The sequence below is a fragment of the Microbacterium sp. KSW4-4 genome, from assembly GCF_023091185.1.
Classification (GTDB): domain Bacteria; phylum Actinomycetota; class Actinomycetes; order Actinomycetales; family Microbacteriaceae; genus Microbacterium; species Microbacterium paraoxydans.
Genome location: NZ_JAHWXJ010000001.1, coordinates 178,881 through 202,074, shown reverse-complemented (window position 1 = coordinate 202,074; position 23,194 = coordinate 178,881). Strand labels below are relative to the sequence as shown.

The window sequence follows — 23,194 nt, the reverse complement described above, 5'->3', positions numbered from 1 at the left end:
TCTCGAGGAGAGACACCGAACGGAACCAGGATGCCCGCACAGACGAGTGACCAGCGCTGGGCCGCCCAGGCGGCGGCCGGCGATCAGAGCGCCTTCCGCGCCCTGTATCGCGCCCATGTGCGCCCCGTGTACTGGATCGCCCATGGCATCCTGGGCGCCGTTGCCGACGCGGAAGACGTGACGCAGGAGACCTTCGTGGTCGCCTGGCGCAAGCTTCCGGGTCTGCAGCTGCAGGGAGAGTCGATCCTCCCCTGGCTCGCGACGATCTGCCGCTTCCAGGCGGCGAACCGGCTGCGCCAGCGCCGCCGCGACCAGGCGCACACGACGGACGCGGCCGACGACCAGCTCCCCGACGTCGTCAGCGTCGAGGACCAGGTGATCACGGCGGCGCTCGCCGCTCGGATCGCCGCGGAGGTGGGCACCCTGAGCGCGCTCGACCAGGAGATCTTCCGGCTCTGCGCCTCCGAGGGCTACGCCTACCAGGCCGCCGCCGACGAGCTCGGCGTGACGCACGCCGTCGTCCGAAACCGTCTCTCGCGCGTGCGCACTCAGCTGCGCGGCGCCGTCAAGGAAGTGAGGGACGCATGAACGACCAGACCCCGCAGCAGAGCCTCCCGCCCGTGTCCGACGCGACCGTCGCGCGGATCGAGGAGGCCGTGTTCACCGAGATCCAGGGCGAGCGGCCGCCGGTTCCGCCGCGCGCAGAGCGCGCCAGGAGACGACGGCGCCGGTGGCTCACCGCCGGCGGGATCGCGGCGGCCTTCGTCGTCGGAGTCCTCGTGACGCCGCCGATCCTCGGTGCCGTGGGAGGGGGCGGCTCGTCCGTGTCCACAGCGGACGGCGTCGTGGGCTGGTCGACCGACGAGGCGGGGTCGGCTGTGCCGGACCGCGCCGTCGAGGGGGCGACCCTGCCCGGTGCCATCGGATCGGACGCCGCGGCATCCGCCGAAGACGCCAGGGAGATCGTCGCCTCGGCCCAGGCCTCGGTGCAGGTGAAGGACATCGCCGATGCCGCCGCCGCCATCGGCGACCTCGCTGTCGAGCACGGCGGCTACGTCGAGAGCACCGAGGTCGGCAAGGCGCTCGCGACGGGTGCCCCCGCCGAGCGGGTCCCCACGGACTCCGGGTACGGCTGGGTCACGGTCCGCGTCCCCGCCGACGACTTGACCACGGTGATCGCGGCCCTCGGCGACACCGGGGAGGTGCTCTCGTCCTCCGTCACGAAACAGGACGTGACCGCCACCGCGATCGACCTCCGCGCCCGCGTGGAGTCGACCCGCGCCTCGGTGCAGCGGCTCACGGAGCTCATGAGCCAGTCGGGCACGGTCGCCGATCTCATCGAGGCCGAGGTCGCGCTCACCGATCGCCAGGCGCAGCTCGAGTCGTACGAACAGCAGCTCGCCGCGCTGGAGGATCAGGTGGCCCTGTCGTCCCTCACCGTGGATTTGTCGAGGGCGGACGCACCGGCCGCGGCGGACCCCGCGGGCTTCGGCGACGGGCTCCGGGCCGGATGGAACGGTCTGGTGGTCTCGCTGAACGCCCTGGTGATCGCGTTCGGCTTCCTCCTCCCCTGGCTCGCGGTGACCGCTGTCGTCGTGCTGGTCGTCTGGGTCGTCCGCCGCGGCCGACGGCGCCGGAAGGCCGCGTCCGCTGCGCCCCACGCGGAGGAATAGCCCGCCGTTCCGGGGTATACAAGAAGTCTTGTGCGTCTCCGCACCGCTGCATAGCCTTCGGAGCGTGGAAGACATCTCCGTGATCACCGCCGTGCACCATCCGCTGCGTCGCCGCATCTACGACTACCTCCTGCTGTACGGCACCTCGCAGGTGACGGCGATCGCCCGTGCGCTCGAGAGTCAGGTCGGCAGCATCAGCCATCACCTCCGGATGCTCGAGCGTGCCGGCATCGTCCAGCGCGCCGCCGACCCGACCGGCGATCGGCGCACGAGCTGGTGGACGGTCGCACGGCGGGGCCTGACCTGGTCGGTGGAGGACTTCGCCGACTCCCCCGCCGATGCCCTGCTCGCCCGGGAAGCACAACGGCAGGGCATCCGCATGCAGATCGACCGTCTGCAGCGCTGGCACCGCCGCCGAGGCGAGCCCGCCGTGGCTGACTACGACGCCTCCAACACGGAGACCACCGCGTGGGCGACCCCGGAGGAACTGCGCGACCTCTCCGCGCGCGTGCTGGGCGTGGTGCGGGACTGGCAGGCCTCGATCGACGAAGACGACGGTCGGGCGCGCACGCCGGTGTTCTTCTTCGCCCACGCGTTCCCCACGGAGCCGTGATGACCGCGCTCACCCCGCCCGTCGAGCTCTCCAGTCCCCCTCCGTTCCGGCGTGACCGGATGGTGCACGCGTGGATCGGCGTGAAAGCCCTGTCCGACGCCGGCGACGCCGTGTGGACGATCGCGTTGGCGTGGACAGCCGTGCAGATCGCCTCTCCCGCCGTCGCCGGACTCATCGTCGCCGCCGGCACGGTGCCGCGCGCGATGGTGCTGCTCTTCGGCGGGGTCATCGCGGACCGCGCCGATGCCCGCCGGGTGATGGTGGTCTGCAACACGGTCCGCGTGGGGGTGCTCGTCGCCGCTGCCGTGTGGACGGTCTCGCATGCACCCACCGTGCCCGTCCTGCTCGCCGCCGCCGTGGCGTTCGGAGTGTGCGACGCGTTCTACGAACCCTCGGCCGGCACCATCGGGCGACAGCTGGTACGCACCGACGACCTCCCCTCCTACGCGGCTGTCCTGCAGACGGCGTCTCGCCTCGGCACGATGGGAGGCGCCGCTCTCGGCGGCCTGCTCGTCGCCCATGCAGGTCTCGCGGGGAGCGCGTCGGCGAACGCGGTGACCTTCGCTCTGGTCGTCGGGTTCCTGGCGATCGCCCTCCGTCCGCGGTTCCGGCTCGCCCGGGCCCCGCGCACGTCATCCCTGCGGGCGATCGGCGCGGCGTTCGCCCACCTCGGAGCGAACCCCACGACGCGCACGCTCGTCATCGCCCTCTCCGGACTCAATCTCGCCGTGGGACCCGCCGTCGGCATCGGCCTGGCTCTGCGGGCGCACGACGAGGGTTGGGGTGCTCCCGCGGTCGGCCTCTTCGAGGGCCTGCTCGGCCTCGGCGCCGCCGTGGGGGCTGCCACGGTCGCGAGATGGCGGCCGCGCCACGAGGCGCGGAGCGGGTTCGGCGCTCTCCTCGTCCAGGGAGCGGGCATCGTCGCGCTCGGGTTCGGCCCCGCCTGGACGGTGGCCGTCGCCGCCACCGTCGTCGGCGCCACCGCCGGCTACGCCTCCGTGCTGCTGAGCGCGACCTTCGCAGCGACGGTGGACACCGCGTTCCTCGGTCGCATGGGCTCCCTCACCCGGCTCGGCGACGACTGCCTGATGCCGCTCGCGATGGCGGGCTTCGGCGCGCTGGCCTCCCTCACCACCGTCTGGGTGCCGTTCGTCGCGGCCGGTGGCGCGATGATGGCGCTCATGCTCGTGCCGCTCCAGGCCCGGGCGTTCCGGACCCTGTCGCTGCGCGCGGACGACTGACGCGCACGCTCGGAACGACGAAAGCCCCCCGGAGAACCGGAGGGCTTTCGTCGTGTTGTGTGACCCCAGCGGGATTCGAACCCGCGTTACCGCCGTGAGAGGGCGGCGTACTAGGCCGCTATACGATGGGGCCGTCTTGCAGAACTTTTCCGTTCCGCGACAACCGTTCAAGTATGCCACGGCGATTCTCATGGCGCCAAATCGAGGCCGCTCCAACCAGGATCCCGGGCGTGGCGCGCCGATCTCCGTTTGCCGCAGCCCCCGGGAAGGAGTTGACTCGTCTCATGCGCGTCACCAAGTTCGAACATGCCACCCTCCGTCTGGACCAGAACGACGACACCCTCCTGATCGATCCGGGATCCTTCACCGCGCCGCTGCACGATCTCAGCGGACTGATCGCCATCGTGCTCACGCACGAGCACCCCGACCACTGGACGCCGGAGCACCTCGACCGGATCCTGCGCGCGGCCCCCGGGACCCCGATCTTCGGGCCGGAGGGCGTGGCGAAGGCGGCGGAGGGCTATGAGGTGACCGTCGTCTCCCCCGGCGACACCGTGGAGGTCGGCGCCTTCACCCTGCGCTTCTTCGGAGGCACGCACGCGGTGATCCACTCGTCGATCCCGACGATCGACAACGTGGGCGTGCTCGTCAACGACACGTTCTACTACCCCGGTGACTCGTATGCGGTGCCCGAGGGCGTCGAGGTCGGCACCCTCGCCGCGCCGCTCGGAGCCCCGTGGCTCAAGATCGGGGAGGCCATCGACTACGTGCTCGCCGTGAAGCCCCGCCGGGCGTTCGGCACGCACGACATGACCCTGTCCGTGATCGGCAAGAACATGCACCGCCAGCGACTGCAGTGGGCGACCGAGCAGGGCGGCGGCGAGTTCCTCGTGCTCGAACCCGGCGACGCCGTGGATCTGTGACCGCACCGCGACGCCTCCTGCCCTCCCCGACGCCGCGGCTCGCCTTCCGGGAGATGACCGCCGACGACCTCGACGAGATGGCGGCGCTCCTCGGGGATGCGGAGGTCATGGCCTACTACCCGGCGCCGAAGTCGCGAACGGAAGCCGCCGCGTGGATCGCGCGCATGCAGCAGCGCTACCGCGAGGACGGCCACGGTCTCTGGGTCATCGAGACGCACGACGGGGAGTTCCTCGGCGACTGCGGTCTCACCTGGCAGTCGGTGAACGACTCCCCCGTGCTCGAAGTCGGGTATCACGTCCGCACCGACCGCCAACGACGCGGCTATGCGACCGAAGCTGCGCGCGCCTGCGTCGACCTCGTCGCGCAGACCTTCGCACCGACCCTCCTCACCGCCATCATCCACCCCGAGAACCAGGCGTCACGAGGCGTGGCGGAGAAGCTCGGCATGACCCACATCGCCGATGACCATGCCCATCCGTGGATCGTGCGGACCGTGATGGGCATGACCGTGGAGGCCGCGACCTAGTCCTGAGCGCCCCGCACCCGCAGGTCACGCGCGAGGTGGTCGCGCTGCTCGATGAGGAGTCGTCGCAGCGCCGCCGGGGCCTCGGGGCTGGCCGACAGCCAGGCATCGACCAGGTCCAGCGAGGACCGCGCGGGGAACAGACCGATCACCAGTCGACGAGCGATCTCGATGCTCCGCTCCGACCACGCCGTCCCGATCCGCTCGAAGTACTCCTCGTCGAAGGACTCGATGAGGTCGCGGCGGCCGCCGGCGCGGAAGCCCGCGATCTCGGCATCGAGGTGGTCGTTGGTGAGAGACCGGTCATCCCATGCGGCCGTCCAGGCGGCCGCGCGCACCGTCGCGTCGGGCACGGAGGCACGAGCGCGGCGGGCGGCGGTGCGTCCGTCGCCGGTGTCGTCCCGCTCCTCCTCCGCGGCGATGTCCGTGAGATCGGCGCGGCCGGTCGTCACGAGGGCCGTGAGGAGCTGCCAGCGCAGGTCGGGATCCACGACGAGCCCCTCGGGCACATCGCCGTCGAGCAGGGCACGGACCTCGGCGTGATGGATGTCGTCGAAGGCCGAGGCCGCCGCCAGCGCGCGCGCCCAGGAGAGCTGGGCGTCGCTGCCGGCGTCCGCCTGCTGCAGCGCCGACCACGTGGCTTCGGTCCAAGCGCGCTGCTCCGCGTCGCGTCGGTCGTCGCGGACGAAATGCCGCAGCGCGAAAGCGGCGTCGAGGAGCGCTGCGGCCAGCAGACCGCCGTTCGACTCCCGCGGCGCGTGCGCCCGCACGATCGCGACGAAGCGGGCCGCGTCGAGCTCGCCGTCGCGGGTCGCGTTCCACAGCGACGACCACACGAGCGCACGGGCGAGCGGGTCCTCGATGTCGGAGAGGGACTCCTCGACGGTGCGCAACGACCGCTCGTCGAGGCGCGCCTTCGCATAGGTGAGGTCGTCGTCGTTGAGCAGCACTAGATCGGCCTCGGGGAGGTCGATGTCGACGCGCTCCCCGATCAGGTCCAGCTCCCGCTGCTCCCGCCGCACGATGCGGCCGTCCACGCGGTCGTACAGCCCGATCCGCAGGCGGTGCGGACGCACATCGTCCTGCACGAGGTGGTGTCCTCCGTCGTCGTCGGTCTCCGTCCAGATCGTCGAGACGCCCGTCGTCTGCAGCCAGGCGGCTGCCCAGTCGGTCATGTCCCGCCCGGACACCGCGCTGAGCTCGACGAGGAAGTCGTCGAGAGTGGTGTTGCCGAAGGCGTTGGCGGCGAAGTACCGGCGAGCCCCCTCGAAGAAGGCGTCATCGCCCACGAACGCGACGAGCTGCTTCAGCACCGAAGCGCCCTTGGCGTAGGTGATGCCGTCGAAGTTCAGCTTCGCGGCCTCGAGGTCGGGGATGTCGGCGACGATGGGATGCGTCGTGGGGAGCTGGTCCTGCTGGTAGGCCCAGGCCTTGCGCCGCATGGCGAACGTCACCCAGGCGTCGTGGAACCGGGTGGCCACCGCCGAGGCGTGCGAGCCCATGTAGTCGGCGAACGACTCCTTGAGCCAGAGGTCGTCCCACCACGTCATCGTGACGAGGTCGCCGAACCACATGTGCGCCATCTCGTGGAGGATCGTGTTGGCCCGGCTCGCCCGCTGCGCCTCGGTGGCGGCGCCGCGCGAGAGGTAGCCCTCCGTGAAAGTGACCAGACCGGGATTCTCCATCGCACCGAGGTTGTACTCGGGGACGAAGATCTGGTCGTACTTGCCCCACGGATAGGGATAGGCGAAGGCGTCGGTGAAGAAGTCGAGCCCCTGCCGGGTGACCTCGAGGATCTCGTCGGCCTCGAGGTGGTCGACGAGCGAGCGGCGGACGAACACCCCGAGGGCGACCCGCTGTTCGTCTCTGGTCCACTCCCCGTCGACGCGGGCATAGGGGCCGGCTGCGACCGCCGTGATGTAGCTCGAGATCGGCAGCGTGGGAGCGAACTGCACCCGCTGCACGCCGACGCCGAGGTCGACGTGAGCCGGCGACTGGTTCGAGAGCACCTCCCACCCGGACGGCGCGTCGACGACGAAGGTGTACTCCGCCTTCATGTCCGGCTGCTCGAAGCAGGCCATCACCCGGCGGGAGTCCGCGGGCTCGTACTGGGTGTACAGGTAGGTGCGATCGTCCGCCGGGTCGTGGAACCGGTGCAGGCCCTCCCCCGACCGGCTGTAGGCACCGACCGCCTCGACCAGGACGACGTTCGAGGCAGCGAGGCCGTCGATCGTCAGGCGCGCCCCGTCGTAGACGACGTCCCGCTCCTCGCCGTTCACTTCAACGCGGACGACCTCTTCGCCGATGAAGTCCAGCCACGTGCTCTGGACGGTCGCATCGAACTCCAGCACGGTCGTGGTCGGGAAACCCGTGCGCGCCCGCTCGGGGGCTCCGGTCAGGTCCAGCTCGACGCGGATGCGGTGCAGGGTGATCGCAGCGGATCGCGCCGCGGTCTCCTCACGGGTCAGGTTCGCGGTGTGCATCCCCCCATCCTGGCATCTTCCCGGGCGCGATCGGGGAGCGTCGGCGCGTTCAGCCGCGCCGCCCTGTTCCTCGCCGGTTGACCTTGCGCGACGTCTCCGGTCCGCCCAGCAGTCGCCGGATCGCCGTCTCCGGGGTCACGTCGAGATCGAGCGTTCGGCCCCGACCGTACTGCCGGAACACGCGGGGATCGATGTAGCTGTTGCGGGCGACCGCGGTCGTGTTGCCGAGGGCGGTCGCCGCCGCCTGCACCGCGAGGCGTTCGGCCTGGTTCCGCTGACCGCGGCGGTCGAGGGCTCCGATGCGGGCGAGGGCGTCCGCGGCGATGATCGTGCCGTGGAGGGTGCGGAAGTCCTTGGCCGAGAAGCTGGCCCCGAGCACGTCCTTGAGGTACGTGTTGACCTCGGCGGGCGTGATCTTCACCCGCCGCCGGCCTTTCCGGTACGCCAAGAGGAAGGCGCTCGAGGCACCGCTCGCGAAGTCGGTGAGAGCTTCGGCGAGGGCTTCGTCGGTGATCTCGATCGCGGCGGTCTGTCCGCTCTTCGCCGGGAAGGAGAGGGCGACGTCGCCGCCGTCGATGCGGACGTCGCGGCGGCGGAGCGTGGTCAGGCCCCGGCTGCCGTGGCGCGCCAGGTAGCGCTCGGAACCGATCCGCAGCGCGGCGTCGTCGAGGAGGCGGAAGGCGATCGCGAGGGCTCGCTCCTTCGTCTGCCCGTCCTCCTTGAGAGCCTTGGTGACCTGCGCCCGGGCGCTGGGCAGGGCCGCGGCGAGGTCCAGCGCACGGACGAACTTGCGACGGTCGCGGGAGACCCGCCAGAGCGGGTGGTAGAGGTACTGCTTGCGCCCGGCGGTGTCGATCCCCACGGCCTGGATGTGCGCGAGCGGGTCGGCCGCGATCCACACGTCCTGCCACGCCGGCGGGATCACCAGGTCGCTGATGCGTTCGCGATCCGCCTCGGGCGCCGGCTCCCCCGTCGGATCGACGTACCGGAATCCCGAGCTCGTCCGCTTCCGTGTGAAACCCGGGTCCTGGCCGGGTACCACTCGCACCAGTCGCGCCATGCGTCTCTCCTCCCGCCGTGCAGCTCCTCCGAGTGTGGAGTGACCGCAGTCTCGGCGGGAAGGGAGTGGCGTCTCACCCTGCCCGCGTGCTATCTGCGTCGGCGTCCTTCGCGAAGACCGCCCGCATGTGGTCGCTGGTGAGGAAGTCCGCGATCCCGATCATGATCAGGCTGAAGACGATCTGCTCGGTGACCATCCAGACCGGGTAGAGGCCGGGGATCGCCGCCATGACGAGCGTGATGACCGGGAAGATCTGTGCGAACAGTCGCAGCCGGAGGTAGGCCCAGCGCCATCCGCGACGCGCGCGCCACGCGAAGTAGAACAGCGTCGCCGTCATCGCCAGCACCACGAGGGTGCGCATCCACACGGCGAAGGGCACCCTGTCGCCGTCGGCGGCGAGCACCAGGGCGACCACCACGGCGCCCACCCCGAGCACCAGTTCGGCGACGAGCAGCCAGAGGATCCACGTGAAGGCACGGACGGTCCGCGGATGGGTGCGACCGGCGTCGCTGATCAGCACGCCGGCCTGCCGCCCACCCGCGATCCGGTCGAGACGGAGGAAGAGCGGTTCGAGGGCCATGCTCGGAGCCTAGACCGGCGGCGTCCGTTCGACCTCGTCCGTTCGATGGACCTCGGCGCTGCTGCCGTTGGCCGCTGCCGGGAGCACCCGCTCCAGTACGACCGCCAGCACGCCGACTGCGAGGCTGCCCGCGACCATGACCGCGATGAACCAGCCGCTGACGCCGACGCCGAGGAGCACCCCCGCGACGAGCGGACCGAGGATCGCTCCGCCCTGGAAGGCCGCGGAGTTGAGGGCGTTGTAGCGCCCGCGGGTGCGGTCCGTCGCGAGATCGTTGTAGATGGCCGGGATCGTCGGCTGCATCATCGTCTCTCCGAACGCGAACACGCCCATGAACGCGATCACCGCGATCGCGGCCGTGACCGAGTCGGGAAGCAGGCCCGCGGCGCCGAGCATGACCCAGGAGACGGCCCAGATGAGGGCCATGACCTGCATGACCCTGGTGCGTCGGCGCCCGGTGATGAGCCGGAGGACGGCGAACTGCAGCAGCACGATGACGGCCGTGTTCACCGCGAACGAGATGCCGACGAGGGCGGTCGAGACCTGGGCGATCTGACGGGCGTAGGCGGGGAAGCCCGCCTCGATCTGTCCGTAGCCGATGAAGACGGAGAAGAAGGTCAGCAGGGTCATCCACAGCACCGCCGGTCGGCGGAGGATCTCCCGGTAGCCGCCCTCGGTAGTGACCGACGGGTCGGGGTCCGGCTGCGTGCGCACGTGCCGGAGCGGGCCGAGGAGCAGAGCGAGCGGGATGAGGCTCGTGGCCGCGTCGATGAGGAAGATCGTGGTGAAGGTCGACGGCTCCGTCACGTCGACGAAGAACCCGCCGATGATGCCGCCCACGCCGATGCCGAGGTTGACGAGGGCGAAGTTCACGCCGAAGTACTGCTGACGGACCTCGCCGTCGACCACCGAGGCGATCAGCGCGTTGAAGCCGGGCCAGGAGACCCCGAAGTTCACCCCGATGAGCACGACCGCGACGGTCGCGACGGCGGGATGCGTGGCATAGGCGAGGAGCGTGCACCCCGCGATCATCGCGAGCAGTCCCACGATCAGCACGCGCCGGGCGCCGAAGCGATCGATGAGCGTGCCCCCGGGACCGGTGACGACGAGCCCCGTGATCGCGATGAGGCTCATCAGCGCTCCGGAGAACCCGAGGTCGAAGCCGCGGACCTCGTGGAGGTAGATGATCGTGAACGGCAGCGTCATCCCCCGCCCGAGGGTCTGGATCGCCACGGTCGACAGCAGCCAGCGCCCCTCGGTGGGCAACGCGTTCCAGAAGGACTTCATACCGATCACCTCGTCATTGTTCCAGGAGCCGGGGACATCGGATGACCGCCGGGGTCTCGGGGAGGAAGCCGATATTCTGCGAGCATGCCCGTGTCGTTCGAAGACTTCCGCTCCGCCCTCCCCCATGCACCGGCCCGTGACGCGTGGGGCCTCGTGCTCACCGACGCCGAGGCGCAGCAGGTCGCCGCGGACGAGCAGGCGAGCCGGGCCTGGTACGACTACTTCCTCGCGACCACGGCCGCGGCGCCGACCGCCCCTGCGGCGGCGGCACCGCTCGGGGGACACGAGCTCCCCGTCGCCGCCGCGCCGGGATTCGCCGCGGCACCCCCGCCGGCACCCGCCGCCGCCCCGTGGACCCCCGCGCCCGCGGAGGGCCCGGACCGGAAGAGCCGGGTGGGACTCTGGGTGACGCTCGGCATCGTGGGCGCGCTGCTGCTGATCGCCGCGATCGTCACGGTGTTCGCGTTCACGACCGCACGCCACTGGACCAAGGTCGACGTGCCGGAGAAGCCCGAGACCTTCCACAGCGAGGAGTACGAGACCGGCAAGTACCTCGTCGCCGACGACGGCGTGAGCCCGTGCGCGGTGGACCAGGACTGGACGGACTGCATCGGCCTCATGGAGGCCGAGTATTCGGGCGCCTGCGCCGGGGTCGAGCTCGTCCCCGCCGCCGCGGACCTGTGCGCCCAGCACCGCGCCGAGATCGACCGGATGATCGCGGAGGACGCGGACGGGATGTACGTGGCCTCCCTCGGCGATTTCGGACACCTCACCCGGACGCCCGAGACGGCGACGCGGCAGGTCTCGAACGACGATGCCGAACCGGCCGTCACGCACGAGGCCGTGTGCTATCTCGGGTTCCTCGGGGAGTGCGAGTAGCGCTTCACGGTCCCGTGCTCCCCGTCGGACGTCACCTCATCGGGATGATGTCGTGGGCTCCCGCGCGGTTCTAGGCTTCGCGTGACCAGCGCGGGACGACCCGCCGGGTCCCGTGATGTCGATGCTGACGAGAAGGAGTGACCCATGTCCGACGAGACCTATGTCGCGGTCGCGGCGCAGTACGCCGACCAGGAGCGCGCCGTCGAGGACTTCGGCGCGATCCGCGCGCACTACCGAGAGGATGACAGGCACGAGCACGGCCCGCTCGACGCGGCGGTAATCGCCCGCGCGCTGGACGGGCGGCTCACGATCGTCGAGCGCGATGACGGCGGCAGGAGCCACGGAGCCCGCAAGGGCCTGGCCATCGGGCTGGCGAGCGGGCTCGCGCTCGCCCTGTTCCCCGCCGTCGCCGTGGGCACGGCCGTCGTGGCCGCCGGAGGGGCCGGCGCCGGCATCGGAGCCGTCGCCGGACACATCGGACGGAAGACGCCCTCCAAAGACCTCGAGGCCATCAGCGAGACCCTGGACGCGGGAAGCGCGGGCATCGTGTTCGTCGTCGACCCCGACGACGCGGCCGAGGTCGAGGAGCTGCTGGTCCACGCGACCCGGGTGACGCGGCGCGAGCTCTCCGTCGATCAGGACGAGCTCGACAGCGCCGTCGACGGCGCGTACGAGTGAGGTGGACGGCTCGCCGGGTCCCGGCCCGGCGAGCCGTCAGCGTCCCCGGCCCACCGGTCCCCCGGCTCGCTCCCCGTCGCCGGACGCCGTCGCCGAGGTCGGCAGGGTGATGCTGATCGCCGCGGCCGCGGCGGCAGCGTCCGCGATGGTGCCCTCCGCCGGACGGTGCCGCCCCATGACGACGGCCATCAGCACGCCGGCGAGGCTGAATCCCGCCATCACCCACGAGGTCGCGGCGAGTCCGTCCGCGAGCGCGTCGGACGTGTCGACGCCCCCCGCGGTCCGCGATGCGATCACCGAGCCGTAGATCGACGCCGCGAGCGCCGTGGCCACGGCGGCGCCGATGTACCGCGCCATGTTCGAGACCCCGGACGCCTCGCCGACCTGATTCGCGGGCACCGCCGCCGTCGCCGCCGAGGACGCGGGACCGTTCGAGAGCCCCATGCCGACCGCGACGGCGATCAGCGGGAGGACGAAGACGGCGTAGGTCCAGGAGGCACCGGTGAAGCCGATGACCGCGAAGCCCGCCGCGGAGATGGCGAACCCGGCGCCGACGACCTGTCTGCCGCCCAGACGCGCGGCGAGGCGGGGCACGAGGGGCGCGACCAGGACGAGGCCCACTGTGGCGGGCAACGTGGCCAGCCCCGCCTGGAGCGGACTGAATCCGAGGCTGGCCGGGTCTTGGAAGTACAGGCTCAGGAGGTACATCAGAGCGTTCACGGTGCCGGCGCCGATCAGGATCGCGACCGTGGAGCCGACCAGGACCCGGTTTCGCAGCAGGGCGAGATCCAGCAGCGGGACCTTCACCCGACGCTCGACGAGCACGAACGCGATACCGGCGACCACGCCGAGGGCGAGGGACCCGAGAGTCGCCGGCGATCCCCAGCCCCACTCAGCCCCCTTGCTCATGGCGAGGATGATCGGAGCGAGGGTGAGGGCGACCAGGGCGGTGCCGGCGTAGTCGATCGAATGCGAGCGGTTCTCATCCCGGGACTCGGACACCGTGGCGGCGGTGATGACGATGCACACGACGCCGACGACGGCATCCACCCAGAACAGGCCCTGCCAGCCGGTGATCCCGACCAGCAGGCCCCCCAGCAGCGGTCCCGCCGCCGCACCCACCGCGGCCGCCGCCCCCCACAGCGAGACGGCGCGCAGCTGTGCCTGACCGCTGTTCGCCACCGACAGCAGGCTCATGCCGCAGGCGAGGATCGTCGCACCCGCCGCCCCCTGGATCATCCGGCCCGCGATCACCATCCCCCCGTTCGGCGACAGCGCGATGAGGACGCAGGAGGCGACGAAGAGGAGCAGGCCCAGCTGGAAGACGCGTCGGCGCCCGAACACGTCGCCGAGCGAGCCGGACGTGATGATGACGGCCGCTCCGACGAGGGAGTACCCGGTGACCGCCCACTGCAGGTCGGTCACGGACATGCCGGTGTCCTCGCTGATCGCCGGAAGCAGGATGCTGACGGCGGACGTGTTGGCGTTGACCACGAGGGTCGACAGGCAGGTCGCCGCGAGCACCCCTCCGGTCCGCGCTGCGGTCGGTGTGCCGCTCATCGCCACTCCCTTCTGCGTCCGCTCGGGCCGGTGCGCTCAAGCATCGCCCGCGACCGCCGCCGCGTACCGTTCCAGGAAGAGCGCCTCGACGAGTGCCATGTTCTCGATCTCGGTGGGATCGACGCTCTCGTTCGGCGCATGGATGAGGCACAGCGGTTCCTCGACCCCCATCAGCATGATCTCCGCGTCGGGGAACGTCTCGGCGAACACGGCGCACAGCGGGATCGATCCTCCCTGACCCTGCGTGATGAGCTCGCGACCGTACGCGTCGTGCATCGCCGCCCGCATGGTCTCGAAGCCCGGGCCGGCGAGCGTCGACTGGAACGGCGCCCCCTCCGCCTCCGGCTCGATCTCGACCTCCACGTTCCACGGTGCCGCGGCGGTGAGGTGCGCGATCAGTGCCGCCTGCGCCTCGGCGGGGTCGGTGCCCGGCGGGATCCTGAGCTCGATCCGCGCACGGGCCGAGCCCTGGATCGCGGCGGAGGAGCCGACGACGTCGGGACAGTCGATCCCGAGGACCGTCGCGGTCGGGCGCGCCCACACCATGTCGGCGACGGCGTCGCCGAGCAGGTCCACCCCGTCGATGACGTTCGCATCCGTACGGAACCGCTCGGCATCGTACGGGGCGCCGTCCCACCGCTGCGAGGCGTCCACCCCTGTCACGGTAGTGTTCCCCCGTTCGTCACGGAGAGTGGCGAGGATGGCGATGAGCGCGGCGAGCGCGTCCGGCGCGGCGCCTCCGAACATGCCGGAGTGCATGGGACTGGTGAGGGCGCGGACGGTGAGGACGACCTTGGTCATGCCCCGCAGGCTGGTGGTGAGGCTCGGCACTCCGACCGCGAAGTTGCCGGTGTCGCAGACCAGGATCGCGTCGGCCCGCAGCAGATCGGCGTTCTCGGGGACGAACGCCTCCAGGCCTCCCGTGCCCTGCTCCTCCGAGCCCTCCCCGACGATCTTGACGGTGACCGGCAGATCGTCGCCGAGCGCGCGCAACGCGGTGAGGTGCATCGCGATGTTCCCCTTGCAGTCCGCCGCTCCCCGTCCGAACCATCTGCCGTTCCGCTCCGTCAGCTCCCACACTGGGCTGTCCCACGCCGCGTCGTCGAGCGGCGGCTGCACGTCGTGGTGGAAGTACAGCAGCACGGTCGGCGCGCCGGGCGGACCCGGTCTGTGCCCGCAGACCGCCTGGCTGCCGTCGGGCGTCTCGTATCCGCGGACGTCCTGGAAGCCCAGGTCGCGGAAGGCGTCGACGAGGAAGTCGATCATCCCCTGGCATTCCTCGGGCGGGAACTGCTCCGCATCGTGCACCGACCGGAAGGCCACCATGGATGCGAGGTCGCGCTGCGCCTGCGGCATGAGGTCGTGGATGGTCGATCGCAGCTTCTCTTCGGACATCAGGTCTTCTCTCTCGTCGGGTTCCGCACCGGCCTCCGACTCAGCGGCGGATCGTGTCGCTGAGATTCAGGCCGTCGATGAAGTCCTCGGCGTCCGGGATGCTGTCGGGACAGTAGGTCTGCACGATGGCCAGCAGGCCGGTGGCCAGGGCGCGGTCGGCGATGACGGCGCGGGTGAAGAACGCGCCCCCGACCGACATGTTCAGCTTCGCGAGTCCTCGCCCCACCCCCGGCTCCACCGCGTCGCACACCGAGCCGCCGTCCGTGCCGAGCACCCTGGCGACCTCGACCGGGTCCCGCAGCTCAGGCAACCCGGCCTCCTGAAAGGCCACGTTGAGCTCCTGCGCCTTGTCGAGGGCCTCCTCGGTCGATCGGTTGTAGTTGAAGGTGATCAGCATCGTCACCAGGAGCAGGGCCATCACGGCGCCGACGCTCCAATAGATGATTCGATGGGTCATGATGGTGCCTCCTCGGACGTGGTCGCCGGGGCGACCTGCCAGCTCGGACGCCGCAGCTTCACGAGCAGGAACGGGATGACGAAGCCGAGCAGGAGGATTCCGCCGCCGACGATGGCGACGAAGATCAGGGGGTTCCCGTCGCCGAACTGGGACGGCGGCACGAAGCTGATCAGGATCGCGGCGAGCGAGGCGGTGAAACCCACCACGCAGAGCAGGTTGAGGAACGGCGCGCGGTAGCCCCGGGGGTGATCCGGCTGGCGCCGGCGCAGGTTCATCGCGGCGATGAAGAGCCAGAGGTACATGAGCAGGTAGACCGAGGTCGTGATGGTCATGAACATCCAGTACGCGTCGGACACCGCCGGGACGAAGGCGAACAGCAGGGCCAGGATGGTCGTCACGATGCCCTGGGCCGCGAGGATGTTGATCTGCACGCCCTCGGCGTTCGTCTTCTGGAACCACGGCGGCATGTACCCTCCCCCGCGCGAGGCCAGCAGCAGGCTCTTGGACGGGCCGGACAGCCAGGTGAGGAATCCGGCGAGCGACGCGGAGACGATGGCCAGACCGACGATCGGCGTGAGCCATTGGATGCCGAAGTGCGCGAAGACCGCATCGAACGCCTGCATCACCCCCGCCGTCAGACTCAGCTCCTCCGCGGGGATGAACCAGCTGATCACCAGCGGCGGCAGGGTCAGCACCAGCAGCACCAGGATCATCGCGAGGAACATGGCCTTCGGGAACTGCTTCCCCGGATCCTTGAGGCGGTTGACGTGCACGGCGTTCATCTCCATCCCGGAGTAGGCGCCGAAGTTGCTGACGATGAGGACGATGCTGGCGATGCCGGTCCAGGCGGGCAGCAGGTGGTCCGGGGTCATCGGCGCCGCCGACGCGTTCCCCTGCCCCAGGTAGATCACCCCGAGGACGACCAGGAGGCAGCCGGGGATGAGGGTGCCGACCATCACGCCACTGGAGGCGAGCTTGGCGATGACGCCGATGCCGCCGCGCAGCGCGATGATCACGCCCAGCCAGTAGACGGAGATGATGACCACGGCCGTCCACACGCCGCTCGACGCCCACGGCGGATAGATCACGTAGGCGAGGGTGCTGGCCACGAACGAGAGCAGCGTCGGATAGTAGAAGATCGTCATCGCGTACTGGTGCCAGGCGGCCACGAAACCCATGTTCGGCGAGATGCCCTCGCCGACCCACCGGGCGACGCCTCCGGACCATCCGGAGGCCAGTTCCGCGGAGACCAGTGCCGTCGGGATCAGGAAGATGATCGCCGGCAGGACGTAGAGGAAGACGGCGGCGAGTCCGTAGATCGCCATGGTCGGGGCGGGACGCAGACTGGCGACCGAGGAGACGGTCATCAGGGCGAGCGCGGCCCAGCTGATGTAGTTGGGCCTTCCGGCCACCCGGCCGGTGGGCGCGGACGGCGTTCCTCCGGCCTGCGAGTCGACAGTTGACATGTTCGCTCCTCGTCGTCCTGAGCCGCTGCTCCGGACGCTCGGCGACACGGCCAGGAGAGGCCCGGAATGGTGAGATCAGGGTGGCGTTCCGCGCGCAGCCGCCGCCTCACCCGGCCGGGGTGATATCCCGGTGCGCCGAATCACCCCGCCCGGATGATGCCGTCGGATGACCGCCCGGCCACGCTGGGTTCGTCACATGACGAAAGGGCGGATCATGAACTTCTGGTACTCCTTCTGGGACATCCTCTGGCTGTTCTTCTGGGGCTTCGTCTTCGTCGCCTACCTCATGGCGCTGTTCACCGTGATCGGCGACATCTTCCGCGATCCCGACCTGAACGGCTGGCTGAAGGCGCTGTGGATGATCTTCCTGATCTTCGTGCCCTTCCTCACCCTTTTCGTGTACCTCATCGCCCGGGGGCGCTCCATGGCCGAACGCAGCACCCGGGAGGCAATCGAGACCCGCCAGGCCACGGACGACTACATCCGGGGCGTCGCGGGGTCCAGCTCCGTCGACGAGATCGCGAAGGCGAAGTCGCTCTTCGATGCCGGAGCGATCACCGCCGAGGAGTTCGCGGATCTGAAGCGCAGGGCGCTCCAGGCGGGATGAGCACCGCGCCAGGGGTCGGACCATGAACCTCCGCTTCTGGCGGCGTGGGGCGGGCGCTGCTCCGGACCGGGGCGCGGCCCTGCCGGCGGCTGCCGAACCCCTCCCCACCGCATCGGGCCCGCCCCGGGTGGCGTTCATCCTCATGGGCTGCGGTGGGGCGGCAGCCGCCGCGTTCGGTCTCTGGGCCGTGCGCGGGATCGCGGCACCGGTCCTGCTCGCTCTCGTCCTCACCATCTGCGCCCATCCGGTCCGCGCCGTCCTGGAGCGGGTCCGGGTCCCCCGCGGCGCGGCGACGGTCATCGCCATGCTCCTCGTCTTCGCCCTGCTGGCGGCGTTCGCCGCGGCGCTGGTCATCGCGCTCGCCCAGTTCACGACGCTGATCCCCGAGTACACGCCTCAGCTCGAGCAGATCGGCGCGAGCATCGGCGCGTGGCTGTCCGGCCTCGGGATCGACGCGGCGTCCGCGGAGACGATCGTCTCGGGTCTCGAGCCGTCGAACCTCCTGGACTTCGCCGCCGGGCTCCTCGGCGGCGTGACAGGGATCGTGTTCGGACTGGTCGTGATCCTGACCCTCGTGATGCTGATGGCGATGGACGGGGCCTACCTGCCCGCGCTCCTGGACCAGATGCGTCCGCGCCGTCCCGACCTCGTCGGGGCCTTCGCCGGCTTCGCCTCGAGCGTGCGCCGCTACATGATCGCCGCCACGGGCCTCGGCGTCCTGCAGAGCACCCTGAACTGGATCGCGCTGGCGGTGCTCCAGGTGTCCGCCGCCTTCCTCTGGGCGCTGCTGTCCTTCATCTGCAGCTTCATCCCCAACGTCGGCTACTTCATCGCCATCATCCCGCCGGCCGTCTTCGGGTTCCTCGCGGGCGGCTGGCCCACCGGCATCGCGGTCATCGTCGTCTACGGCATCATCAACGTGATCGTCCAGTCCATCGTGCAACCCCTTCTGGTGGCCAACGTGGTGGCGCTGAACCAGACGCTCACCTTCGTGTCCGTGCTGTTCTGGGCCGTCATCCTCGGCCCCGTCGGCGCTCTGCTCGCCGTCCCGCTGACGCTGCTGGTGCGGACCATCCTCATCGACGCCGATCCGCGCGCCCGCCTGTGGCGCCCGCTGACCGGGGACATCGACGAGGCCAAGGAGCTGATCGAGGCCAGAGACGCCGACCGGAAGGCGACGCGGGTGGCGCGCAAGGAGGAACGGCAGCGCCGCGCGAAGCCGCTGTGAATCTCAGCTGCCCCGGACCGGCACCGGGACGTCCGCGCCGCCCTCGCGGGTGAGGCGTGCTCCCACCCGCACCACCGACGGCGCGGGCGCGAACCCCCCGGCGAAGAGGGCCTCGCCCTGGCGGAACCCCGTCGCCCGCGCGAGGATGCCGGCGGGGACGAAGCCGAACGTCCTGGCGAGGTCGTCGAGGTCGACCGCCGAGGTCATCTTCATGAGCGCGAGGTTGTCGCACTGGGACAGGATGCTCGGATCGATCCGTGAGGGCCGCTGCGTGGAGAGCAGGAGCCAGAGGCCGAACTTGCGGCCCTCGGCGGCGATCTGCACGATGCGCTCGCGGACGAGGGCGCGCAACGGACTCCCGCCGTCGGGCGCGCAGAGGTTGTGCGCCTCGTCGATCACGATCAGGATCGGCCGCCGTCGCTCGCGCTGCGCCCACAGGTCGTCGAGCACCGCCAGGGCGACGACCAGAGGCTCATCGGGGGCCGTGAACCCTCCGAGATCCAGCACGGTCGCATCCGGACGCGAATCGAGCACTCCGGTCACGGGCTCCGACCCCCGCGCCCAGACGTTCCAGTCGATCAGACCGAGGTTCTGGATGCGGGCGGCGAGATCCAGGGCCGCCGGAGTCCGCCGTTCGAGCAGTCGCGGCACCACCGCGTGCGAGTCGAGCGTGCCGACCGTCTCCTCCAGACGTACCAGCTCGTTGTACTCGGCCCGATCGTCCAGCGGATGCAGACGGAGCACCGCGGCCCTGGACTGTATCGGAAGGTCGACGAACCGCACGCGCAGCGCATCCGCACCGTCGGCGGTCGGCCGGAGGATACGGATGTCGCGCTCCGCCAGCAGGTGCCGGGCCGCGGACGGCGCGCTGCCCCCATCGGACTCGCGCATGCGGACGAAATCGGCGTTCGGGTCGAAGATCACCATCGGAAGGGAGGTCCGCAGGAGGATCTGCTCGAGGAGCACGCCGAGGGCGTACGTCTTGCCCGAGCCGCTCTGACCGCACCAGAACGTGTGCCGGTTCAGGCGGCGCGGCAGGAGGTGCGCGGGAACGTCGCCATCGACGAGGTGCGACCCGATGTCGAGCGACGCCGCGACGCCGTCGTACAGCGCCGCGACCATCGAGGCCGCGGCCGGGCGCATGTCGGCCATCGGGAACGGGACGGACAGCCGGCTGTCGGGAGCGCCGCCTTCCCCGGGGATCGCCCCCAGGATCCGCCCACCACCGTGCACGTCACCGCCGATCGTGAACGCGACGTCCTCGACCTGGCCGAGCTGGAGCGCTCCGGTGGCCGGGCGCAGCGTCACGAAACCTCCCGGCTCGAAGCCCGGCTCCAACGGCCCGGCGAACTGGAAGCGGCGTCCGTCCAGCGAGACCACCCGCGCCTCGGCGGTGAGGGTGTCGTCATCGATCATCGCCCGCTCCTTCGACCCCGCCGCTCCGGCGCTCAGCGGCAGAGTAGCCAGGTCGGACGCGGAACCGGAAGGCCTCCCGCCGGTTCCCGAGGGATCTCATCCTCGCCGGGTGAGAAGATCGCGCCCCCACCCGCCGAGTGGGACGGTCAGCATCACCCGCGGCGGATGACGACCCGGCGGCCGACCGATCGTATCGTCGGGCCAGGACCCGACCGGGTCAGGGATGAGGTGTCGACATGTGTCGGTGGTTGGCGTACGCAGGAGAACCGCTGCACCCCTCGGAGGTGATCCTCGACTCGCGGCACTCCCTCGTGGCGCAGTCGCTGGACTCGCCGCTCGGCGCGGAGACCGTGAACGGAGACGGCTTCGGTCTCGGCTGGTATCCCGAGCCGGGCCCGGACGATGCCGGGCAGCCTCCGAAGCCCACCCTGTTCCGCAGCATGGAGCCGGCCTGGAACGATCAGAACCTGCGCGAGATCTCCCGCACGGTCCGGAGCCCGCTGTTCCTCAGCCACGTCCGCGCGGCGGCCGGCCCTCCGGTCCAGCAGACCAACTGCCACCCGTTCCGGCACGCGAACTGGCTCTTCATGCACAACGGCGGCCTGGCGGACTTCCTGACGATCAAGCGCGACCTCACTCTCGCCGTCGACCCCTCCCTGTACCCGGAGATCCAGGGCACCACCGACTCCGAGGTGCTCTTCTACCTCGCGCTGACCCTTGGCCTGCAGGACGATCCGATCGCGGGGATGCGGGCCGCGATCCGGGAGACCGAGCGGATCGGGCACGCGCACGACATCCGTTTCCCGGTGCAGGGGACCTTCGCCGTGTCCGACGGCACCACCCTGTGGGCCTTCCGCTACTCCAGCGTCGGCCGCTCGCGCTCGCTCTACCATTCGACCGACATCGAGACCCTTCGCCAGATGTACCCCGAGGCCGAGCGGCTGCGGGCGTTCGGCCGGCGCGCCCACGTCATCGTCTCCGAACCGCTGAACGACCTGCCGGGGGTGTTCCAGGAGGTCCCCGAGTCGACGGTCTCGATCCTCGACGACACGGGCTATCGCCATGAGCCCTTCCTCGAAGCGGCGTGAGGGTTCCCGCACCTCCGGTGGCCCGGCGCGTCCGCCGCGGACCGTCGGCATCGAGGAGGAGCTGCTCCTCGTTGACGCCCGGACTCTGATCCCGGTGCCGGTCGCCGGACGGATCGTCCGGGCGGCGGCCACCGCGGACGGTGACCCTCTCGGCCCCGCCCTGGAGTTCGAGGTGAAGCAGGAGCAGATCGAGGTCGTGAGCCCGCCGCTGACCACGGTCGAGGAGATCGTCGCGACCGTACGTCGAGGGCGGGCGGCCGCGGACACCGCAGCGCGAACGGTCGGCGCTCGCGCGGTCGCTCTGGCGACGGGCACCGTCCCGTTCGAATCGCACCTCGCCCCCGTACTGCGCTACCGCCGCATGCAGGAGCGCTTCGGCCTCACCATGACGGAGCAGCTCACCTGCGGACTGCACGTCCACGTCGCCGTCGAGTGCGGCGAGGAGGGCGTGGGGGTGCTGGACCGCATCCGCCCCTGGCTCCCGGTGCTCCTCGCGATCAGCGCGAACTCGCCGCTCTTCCAGGGGATCGACACGGGCTTCGCCAGCTATCGGTACCAGGCCTGGAGCCGCTGGCCCTCGGCCGGCGCCTACGAGGTCTTCGGCTCGGCGGCGGCGTATGACGCGGCGGCCGAGGCGATGCTCAGGACCGGGGTCTCCCTGGACGCCGGAATGATCTACTCCGACGCCCGCCTGTCGCGGCACGCCCCGACGGTGGAGACGCGGATCATGGACGTCTGCCTCCGCGCGGAGGAGTCCGCCGCGCTCGCCGTGATCACGCGGGCGCTCGTCGACTCGGCCGCCGACCGGTGGAGAGCCGGGGAGCACGCCGATCCGGTCCCCGCCGCCCTGCTGCGCCTGGCGTCCTGGCGAGCCAGCAAATCGGGACTCGACGACGTGCTCCTGCACCCCCGGACCCTGCTCCCCGTCCCGGCGGCCGCCGCCGTGCACGGTCTGCTCGACCACGTCCGCACCCACTTCGTCGACGACGTGGAGGAGCGCTTCGCCGTCGGCGTGGTGCAGGAGGTCCTCGCCGGGGGCACCGGCGCCGCCCGGCAGCGGGCCGTGCTCGCCGCGGGAGGGTCGCGCGAGGACGTGATCGCCGCCGCCGCCCGCGAGACGACGGCCGCCCCGATTCCCGCGCCGGAACGCCGATGGCCGCGCCCCCGTGGCGCGCCGCGCTCGCCCGGCCGCGCCGTCGACCTTCCGACGAGCGGCTAGATCAGCAGGCGGGCCTTGCCGGCGATGAACTCGTCTTCCGAGAGGAGTCCGCGTTCATGGAGATCAGCCAGCGCCTGGATCTGCGCGACGAGCTCGCTCCCGGCCCTGCTCGCCGAGACAGGCTCCGGTGACGGGGACCCCCACCGCTGCCGTTGCGCGCTCACGGCCTGCTGCGCCGTCATGTCGATCTGCGCCTGCTGCCGCTGCTGCGCGTACGCCTCGTCGAGGACGTCCTGCGGCACCCGCGAATCCTGACGGGCCCGGACGCCCCCGGTGACCGCCGTGGCCGTCCCCGTGACCACCGTCGTGGCCGCGGCTGCGCGGATGAGCCCTCCCCGACCCGCTCTGCGACCGAACATCCCCCCTCCTCTCCTGTGCACGGCCGTCAGGTGACGGCGACCAACTCGTTGACGACCGCGGCAGGGATCTCCTGCGTCTGGAGCACGCGCCCACCCGCGTCGAACAGCGCCTGGGCGAAACGCCGTGCCCAGACGTGCTCGACGACGAGGATCGCCGCCGAGGTGCCGGGTTCGATGGCGGCGCCGAGCTGACGGATGTCCTCCTCGCCCGTCAGGCCCAGTTCGAGGAACTCGAGACTCGCGAGGCCGTGATCGTCGATGACCTCCTCGAGCTCCCGCACGGTCATCGTCCCGCCCCACTGCCGGGACACGAGAAGCAGGTCGAGCACCCGCACGGTGCCGGCCCCGACGAGGTCGATGATTGCGGCGGCGACCTCCCTGCCCGGGCGGTCGCCGTCGAATCCGATCAGGTAGATCTCGACGGGTCCGTACGGGAAATCTGTCATCGTGCCGCTCCC

At 70.9% G+C, this 23,194-nt stretch carries 23 protein-coding genes and 1 tRNA gene; 12 read left to right on the top strand and 12 right to left on the bottom strand.

The features are described from left to right. The first annotated feature begins 30 nt into the window (after positions 1–30). The 4 genes from KZC57_RS00990 (at position 31) to KZC57_RS00975 (ending at position 3,527) form a co-directional block, all read left to right on the top strand. On the top strand, positions 31–588 hold the full coding sequence (locus KZC57_RS00990; protein WP_105949749.1) for an RNA polymerase sigma factor: 558 nt from the start codon (positions 31–33) through the stop codon (positions 586–588). Continuing rightward, positions 585–1,673, top strand: a complete 1,089-nt coding sequence (locus KZC57_RS00985) for a DUF4349 domain-containing protein (RefSeq protein ID WP_247640857.1) — start codon at positions 585–587, stop codon at positions 1,671–1,673. Before KZC57_RS00990 ends, KZC57_RS00985 begins: the two co-directional genes overlap by 4 nt. Before the next feature lie 64 nt (positions 1,674–1,737). Continuing rightward, entirely contained in the window at positions 1,738–2,286 is a 549-nt protein-coding gene (locus KZC57_RS00980; protein ID WP_247640856.1) for a helix-turn-helix domain-containing protein, read from the top strand. Then, on the top strand, positions 2,286–3,527 hold the full coding sequence (locus KZC57_RS00975; protein ID WP_247640855.1) for an MFS transporter: 1,242 nt from the start codon (positions 2,286–2,288) through the stop codon (positions 3,525–3,527). Before KZC57_RS00980 ends, KZC57_RS00975 begins: the two co-directional genes overlap by 1 nt. 60 nt (positions 3,528–3,587) lie before the next feature. Here KZC57_RS00975 and KZC57_RS00970 read toward each other — a convergent pair. Further along, positions 3,588–3,660: transfer RNA gene (locus tag KZC57_RS00970), tRNA-Glu, on the bottom strand. A gap of 151 nt (positions 3,661–3,811) precedes the next feature. Here KZC57_RS00970 and KZC57_RS00965 point away from each other — a divergent pair. Together KZC57_RS00965 and KZC57_RS00960 are read left to right on the top strand one after the other, a co-directional pair. Continuing rightward, entirely contained in the window at positions 3,812–4,450 is a 639-nt protein-coding gene (locus tag KZC57_RS00965) for an MBL fold metallo-hydrolase (RefSeq protein ID WP_247640854.1), read from the top strand. Further along, on the top strand, positions 4,447–4,977 hold the full coding sequence (locus KZC57_RS00960) for a GNAT family N-acetyltransferase (RefSeq protein WP_231919612.1): 531 nt from the start codon (positions 4,447–4,449) through the stop codon (positions 4,975–4,977). The genes KZC57_RS00965 and KZC57_RS00960 overlap by 4 nt, the downstream gene beginning before the upstream one ends. On the opposite strand, the gene pepN is transcribed toward KZC57_RS00960, so the two are convergent. From pepN to KZC57_RS00940, 4 genes are all read right to left on the bottom strand, one after another. Continuing rightward, positions 4,974–7,457 carry an aminopeptidase N gene (gene pepN, locus KZC57_RS00955; protein WP_247640853.1) on the bottom strand — a complete coding sequence of 828 codons (2,484 nt, stop codon included), beginning with the start codon at positions 7,455–7,457 and terminating at the stop codon, positions 4,974–4,976. The two genes, KZC57_RS00960 and pepN, sit on opposite strands and share 4 nt — an antisense overlap. A gap of 49 nt (positions 7,458–7,506) precedes the next feature. Continuing rightward, a complete protein-coding gene (locus KZC57_RS00950; protein WP_060923370.1) occupies positions 7,507–8,517 on the bottom strand; it encodes a DNA topoisomerase IB in 1,011 nt (336 codons plus the stop codon). 73 nt (positions 8,518–8,590) lie between these two features. Next, positions 8,591–9,097, bottom strand: a complete 507-nt coding sequence (locus KZC57_RS00945) for a hypothetical protein (protein ID WP_247640852.1) — start codon at positions 9,095–9,097, stop codon at positions 8,591–8,593. Positions 9,098–9,106: 9 nt separating this feature from the next. Next, entirely contained in the window at positions 9,107–10,510 is a 1,404-nt protein-coding gene (locus tag KZC57_RS00940) for an MFS transporter (protein ID WP_374206590.1), read from the bottom strand. Here KZC57_RS00940 and KZC57_RS00935 point away from each other — a divergent pair. Beyond that, entirely contained in the window at positions 10,469–11,263 is a 795-nt protein-coding gene (locus tag KZC57_RS00935; protein WP_144881018.1) for a hypothetical protein, read from the top strand. The two genes, KZC57_RS00940 and KZC57_RS00935, sit on opposite strands and share 42 nt — an antisense overlap. A 144-nt stretch (positions 11,264–11,407) precedes the next feature. Then, complete coding sequence (locus KZC57_RS00930) at positions 11,408–11,941, top strand: DUF1269 domain-containing protein (RefSeq protein ID WP_247640850.1); 534 nt, start codon at positions 11,408–11,410, stop codon at positions 11,939–11,941. Positions 11,942–11,977: 36 nt separating this feature from the next. Here KZC57_RS00930 and KZC57_RS00925 read toward each other — a convergent pair whose 3' ends face one another. Genes KZC57_RS00925 through KZC57_RS00910 form a run of 4 tightly spaced genes read right to left on the bottom strand, consistent with a single transcriptional unit; the run spans position 11,978 to position 16,819 of the window. Beyond that, positions 11,978–13,501, bottom strand: a complete 1,524-nt coding sequence (locus tag KZC57_RS00925; RefSeq protein WP_247640849.1) for an MFS transporter — start codon at positions 13,499–13,501, stop codon at positions 11,978–11,980. 36 nt (positions 13,502–13,537) lie between these two features. Beyond that, the gene (locus KZC57_RS00920; RefSeq protein WP_247640848.1) at positions 13,538–14,896 is read right to left on the bottom strand and encodes a dipeptidase; all 1,359 of its coding nucleotides are present in this window, start codon (positions 14,894–14,896) and stop codon (positions 13,538–13,540) included. 40 nt (positions 14,897–14,936) lie between these two features. Beyond that, positions 14,937–15,353 carry a hypothetical protein gene (locus KZC57_RS00915; RefSeq protein ID WP_247640847.1) on the bottom strand — a complete coding sequence of 139 codons (417 nt, stop codon included), beginning with the start codon at positions 15,351–15,353 and terminating at the stop codon, positions 14,937–14,939. After that, positions 15,350–16,819, bottom strand: a complete 1,470-nt coding sequence (locus tag KZC57_RS00910; protein ID WP_144881014.1) for an APC family permease — start codon at positions 16,817–16,819, stop codon at positions 15,350–15,352. The genes KZC57_RS00915 and KZC57_RS00910 overlap by 4 nt, the downstream gene beginning before the upstream one ends. A gap of 196 nt (positions 16,820–17,015) precedes the next feature. Here KZC57_RS00910 and KZC57_RS00905 point away from each other — a divergent pair, with 196 nt between their 5' ends. Further along, positions 17,016–17,426: an SHOCT domain-containing protein gene (locus tag KZC57_RS00905; RefSeq protein WP_247640846.1), complete on the top strand. Its 411-nt coding sequence runs from the start codon at positions 17,016–17,018 to the stop codon at positions 17,424–17,426. Between the two features lie 22 nt (positions 17,427–17,448). Continuing rightward, entirely contained in the window at positions 17,449–18,654 is a 1,206-nt protein-coding gene (locus KZC57_RS00900; protein ID WP_247640845.1) for an AI-2E family transporter, read from the top strand. Between the two features lie 3 nt (positions 18,655–18,657). On the opposite strand, the gene KZC57_RS00895 is transcribed toward KZC57_RS00900, so the two are convergent. Beyond that, a complete protein-coding gene (locus KZC57_RS00895) occupies positions 18,658–20,070 on the bottom strand; it encodes an ATP-binding protein (protein ID WP_247640844.1) in 1,413 nt (470 codons plus the stop codon). A 236-nt stretch (positions 20,071–20,306) separates the two neighbouring features. On the opposite strand from KZC57_RS00895, the gene KZC57_RS00890 reads away from it, so the two are divergent. Together KZC57_RS00890 and KZC57_RS00885 are read left to right on the top strand one after the other, a co-directional pair. Continuing rightward, positions 20,307–21,158, top strand: a complete 852-nt coding sequence (locus KZC57_RS00890; RefSeq protein ID WP_085606952.1) for a class II glutamine amidotransferase — start codon at positions 20,307–20,309, stop codon at positions 21,156–21,158. After that, positions 21,133–22,377, top strand: a complete 1,245-nt coding sequence (locus KZC57_RS00885; RefSeq protein WP_247640843.1) for a glutamate--cysteine ligase — start codon at positions 21,133–21,135, stop codon at positions 22,375–22,377. The genes KZC57_RS00890 and KZC57_RS00885 overlap by 26 nt, the downstream gene beginning before the upstream one ends. Here the strand turns inward: KZC57_RS00885 and KZC57_RS00880 are convergent. Beyond that, a complete protein-coding gene (locus KZC57_RS00880) occupies positions 22,374–22,736 on the bottom strand; it encodes an SHOCT domain-containing protein (protein WP_144881010.1) in 363 nt (120 codons plus the stop codon). The two genes, KZC57_RS00885 and KZC57_RS00880, sit on opposite strands and share 4 nt — an antisense overlap. 26 nt (positions 22,737–22,762) lie before the next feature. Next, positions 22,763–23,182, bottom strand: coding sequence for a DUF6325 family protein (locus tag KZC57_RS00875; protein ID WP_247640842.1), 420 nt, complete (start codon positions 23,180–23,182; stop codon positions 22,763–22,765). Positions 23,183–23,194 lie beyond the last annotated feature (12 nt).

Excerpts from the sequence above, each read along its gene's own strand:
- KZC57_RS00975 (WP_247640855.1), top strand. The coding sequence starts at position 2,286 with ATGACCGCGCTCACCCCGCCCGTCGAGCTCTCCAGTCCCCCTCCGTTC.
- KZC57_RS00950 (WP_060923370.1), bottom strand. The coding sequence starts at position 8,517 with ATGGCGCGACTGGTGCGAGTGGTACCCGGCCAGGACCCGGGTTTCACA.
- pepN (WP_247640853.1), bottom strand. The coding sequence starts at position 7,457 with ATGCACACCGCGAACCTGACCCGTGAGGAGACCGCGGCGCGATCCGCT.
- KZC57_RS00990 (WP_105949749.1), top strand. The coding sequence starts at position 31 with ATGCCCGCACAGACGAGTGACCAGCGCTGGGCCGCCCAGGCGGCGGCC.
- KZC57_RS00885 (WP_247640843.1), top strand. The coding sequence starts at position 21,133 with ATGAGCCCTTCCTCGAAGCGGCGTGAGGGTTCCCGCACCTCCGGTGGC.
- KZC57_RS00890 (WP_085606952.1), top strand. The coding sequence starts at position 20,307 with ATGTGTCGGTGGTTGGCGTACGCAGGAGAACCGCTGCACCCCTCGGAG.
- KZC57_RS00900 (WP_247640845.1), top strand. The coding sequence starts at position 17,449 with ATGAACCTCCGCTTCTGGCGGCGTGGGGCGGGCGCTGCTCCGGACCGG.
- KZC57_RS00965 (WP_247640854.1), top strand. The coding sequence starts at position 3,812 with ATGCGCGTCACCAAGTTCGAACATGCCACCCTCCGTCTGGACCAGAAC.
- KZC57_RS00945 (WP_247640852.1), bottom strand. The coding sequence starts at position 9,097 with ATGGCCCTCGAACCGCTCTTCCTCCGTCTCGACCGGATCGCGGGTGGG.
- KZC57_RS00935 (WP_144881018.1), top strand. The coding sequence starts at position 10,469 with ATGCCCGTGTCGTTCGAAGACTTCCGCTCCGCCCTCCCCCATGCACCG.
- KZC57_RS00905 (WP_247640846.1), top strand. The coding sequence starts at position 17,016 with ATGACGAAAGGGCGGATCATGAACTTCTGGTACTCCTTCTGGGACATC.
- KZC57_RS00875 (WP_247640842.1), bottom strand. The coding sequence starts at position 23,182 with ATGACAGATTTCCCGTACGGACCCGTCGAGATCTACCTGATCGGATTC.
- KZC57_RS00880 (WP_144881010.1), bottom strand. The coding sequence starts at position 22,736 with ATGTTCGGTCGCAGAGCGGGTCGGGGAGGGCTCATCCGCGCAGCCGCG.
- KZC57_RS00910 (WP_144881014.1), bottom strand. The coding sequence starts at position 16,819 with ATGTCAACTGTCGACTCGCAGGCCGGAGGAACGCCGTCCGCGCCCACC.
- KZC57_RS00915 (WP_247640847.1), bottom strand. The coding sequence starts at position 15,353 with ATGACCCATCGAATCATCTATTGGAGCGTCGGCGCCGTGATGGCCCTG.
- KZC57_RS00925 (WP_247640849.1), bottom strand. The coding sequence starts at position 13,501 with ATGAGCGGCACACCGACCGCAGCGCGGACCGGAGGGGTGCTCGCGGCG.
- KZC57_RS00920 (WP_247640848.1), bottom strand. The coding sequence starts at position 14,896 with ATGTCCGAAGAGAAGCTGCGATCGACCATCCACGACCTCATGCCGCAG.
- KZC57_RS00930 (WP_247640850.1), top strand. The coding sequence starts at position 11,408 with ATGTCCGACGAGACCTATGTCGCGGTCGCGGCGCAGTACGCCGACCAG.
- KZC57_RS00985 (WP_247640857.1), top strand. The coding sequence starts at position 585 with ATGAACGACCAGACCCCGCAGCAGAGCCTCCCGCCCGTGTCCGACGCG.
- KZC57_RS00940 (WP_374206590.1), bottom strand. The coding sequence starts at position 10,510 with ATGGGGGAGGGCGGAGCGGAAGTCTTCGAACGACACGGGCATGCTCGC.
- KZC57_RS00895 (WP_247640844.1), bottom strand. The coding sequence starts at position 20,070 with ATGATCGATGACGACACCCTCACCGCCGAGGCGCGGGTGGTCTCGCTG.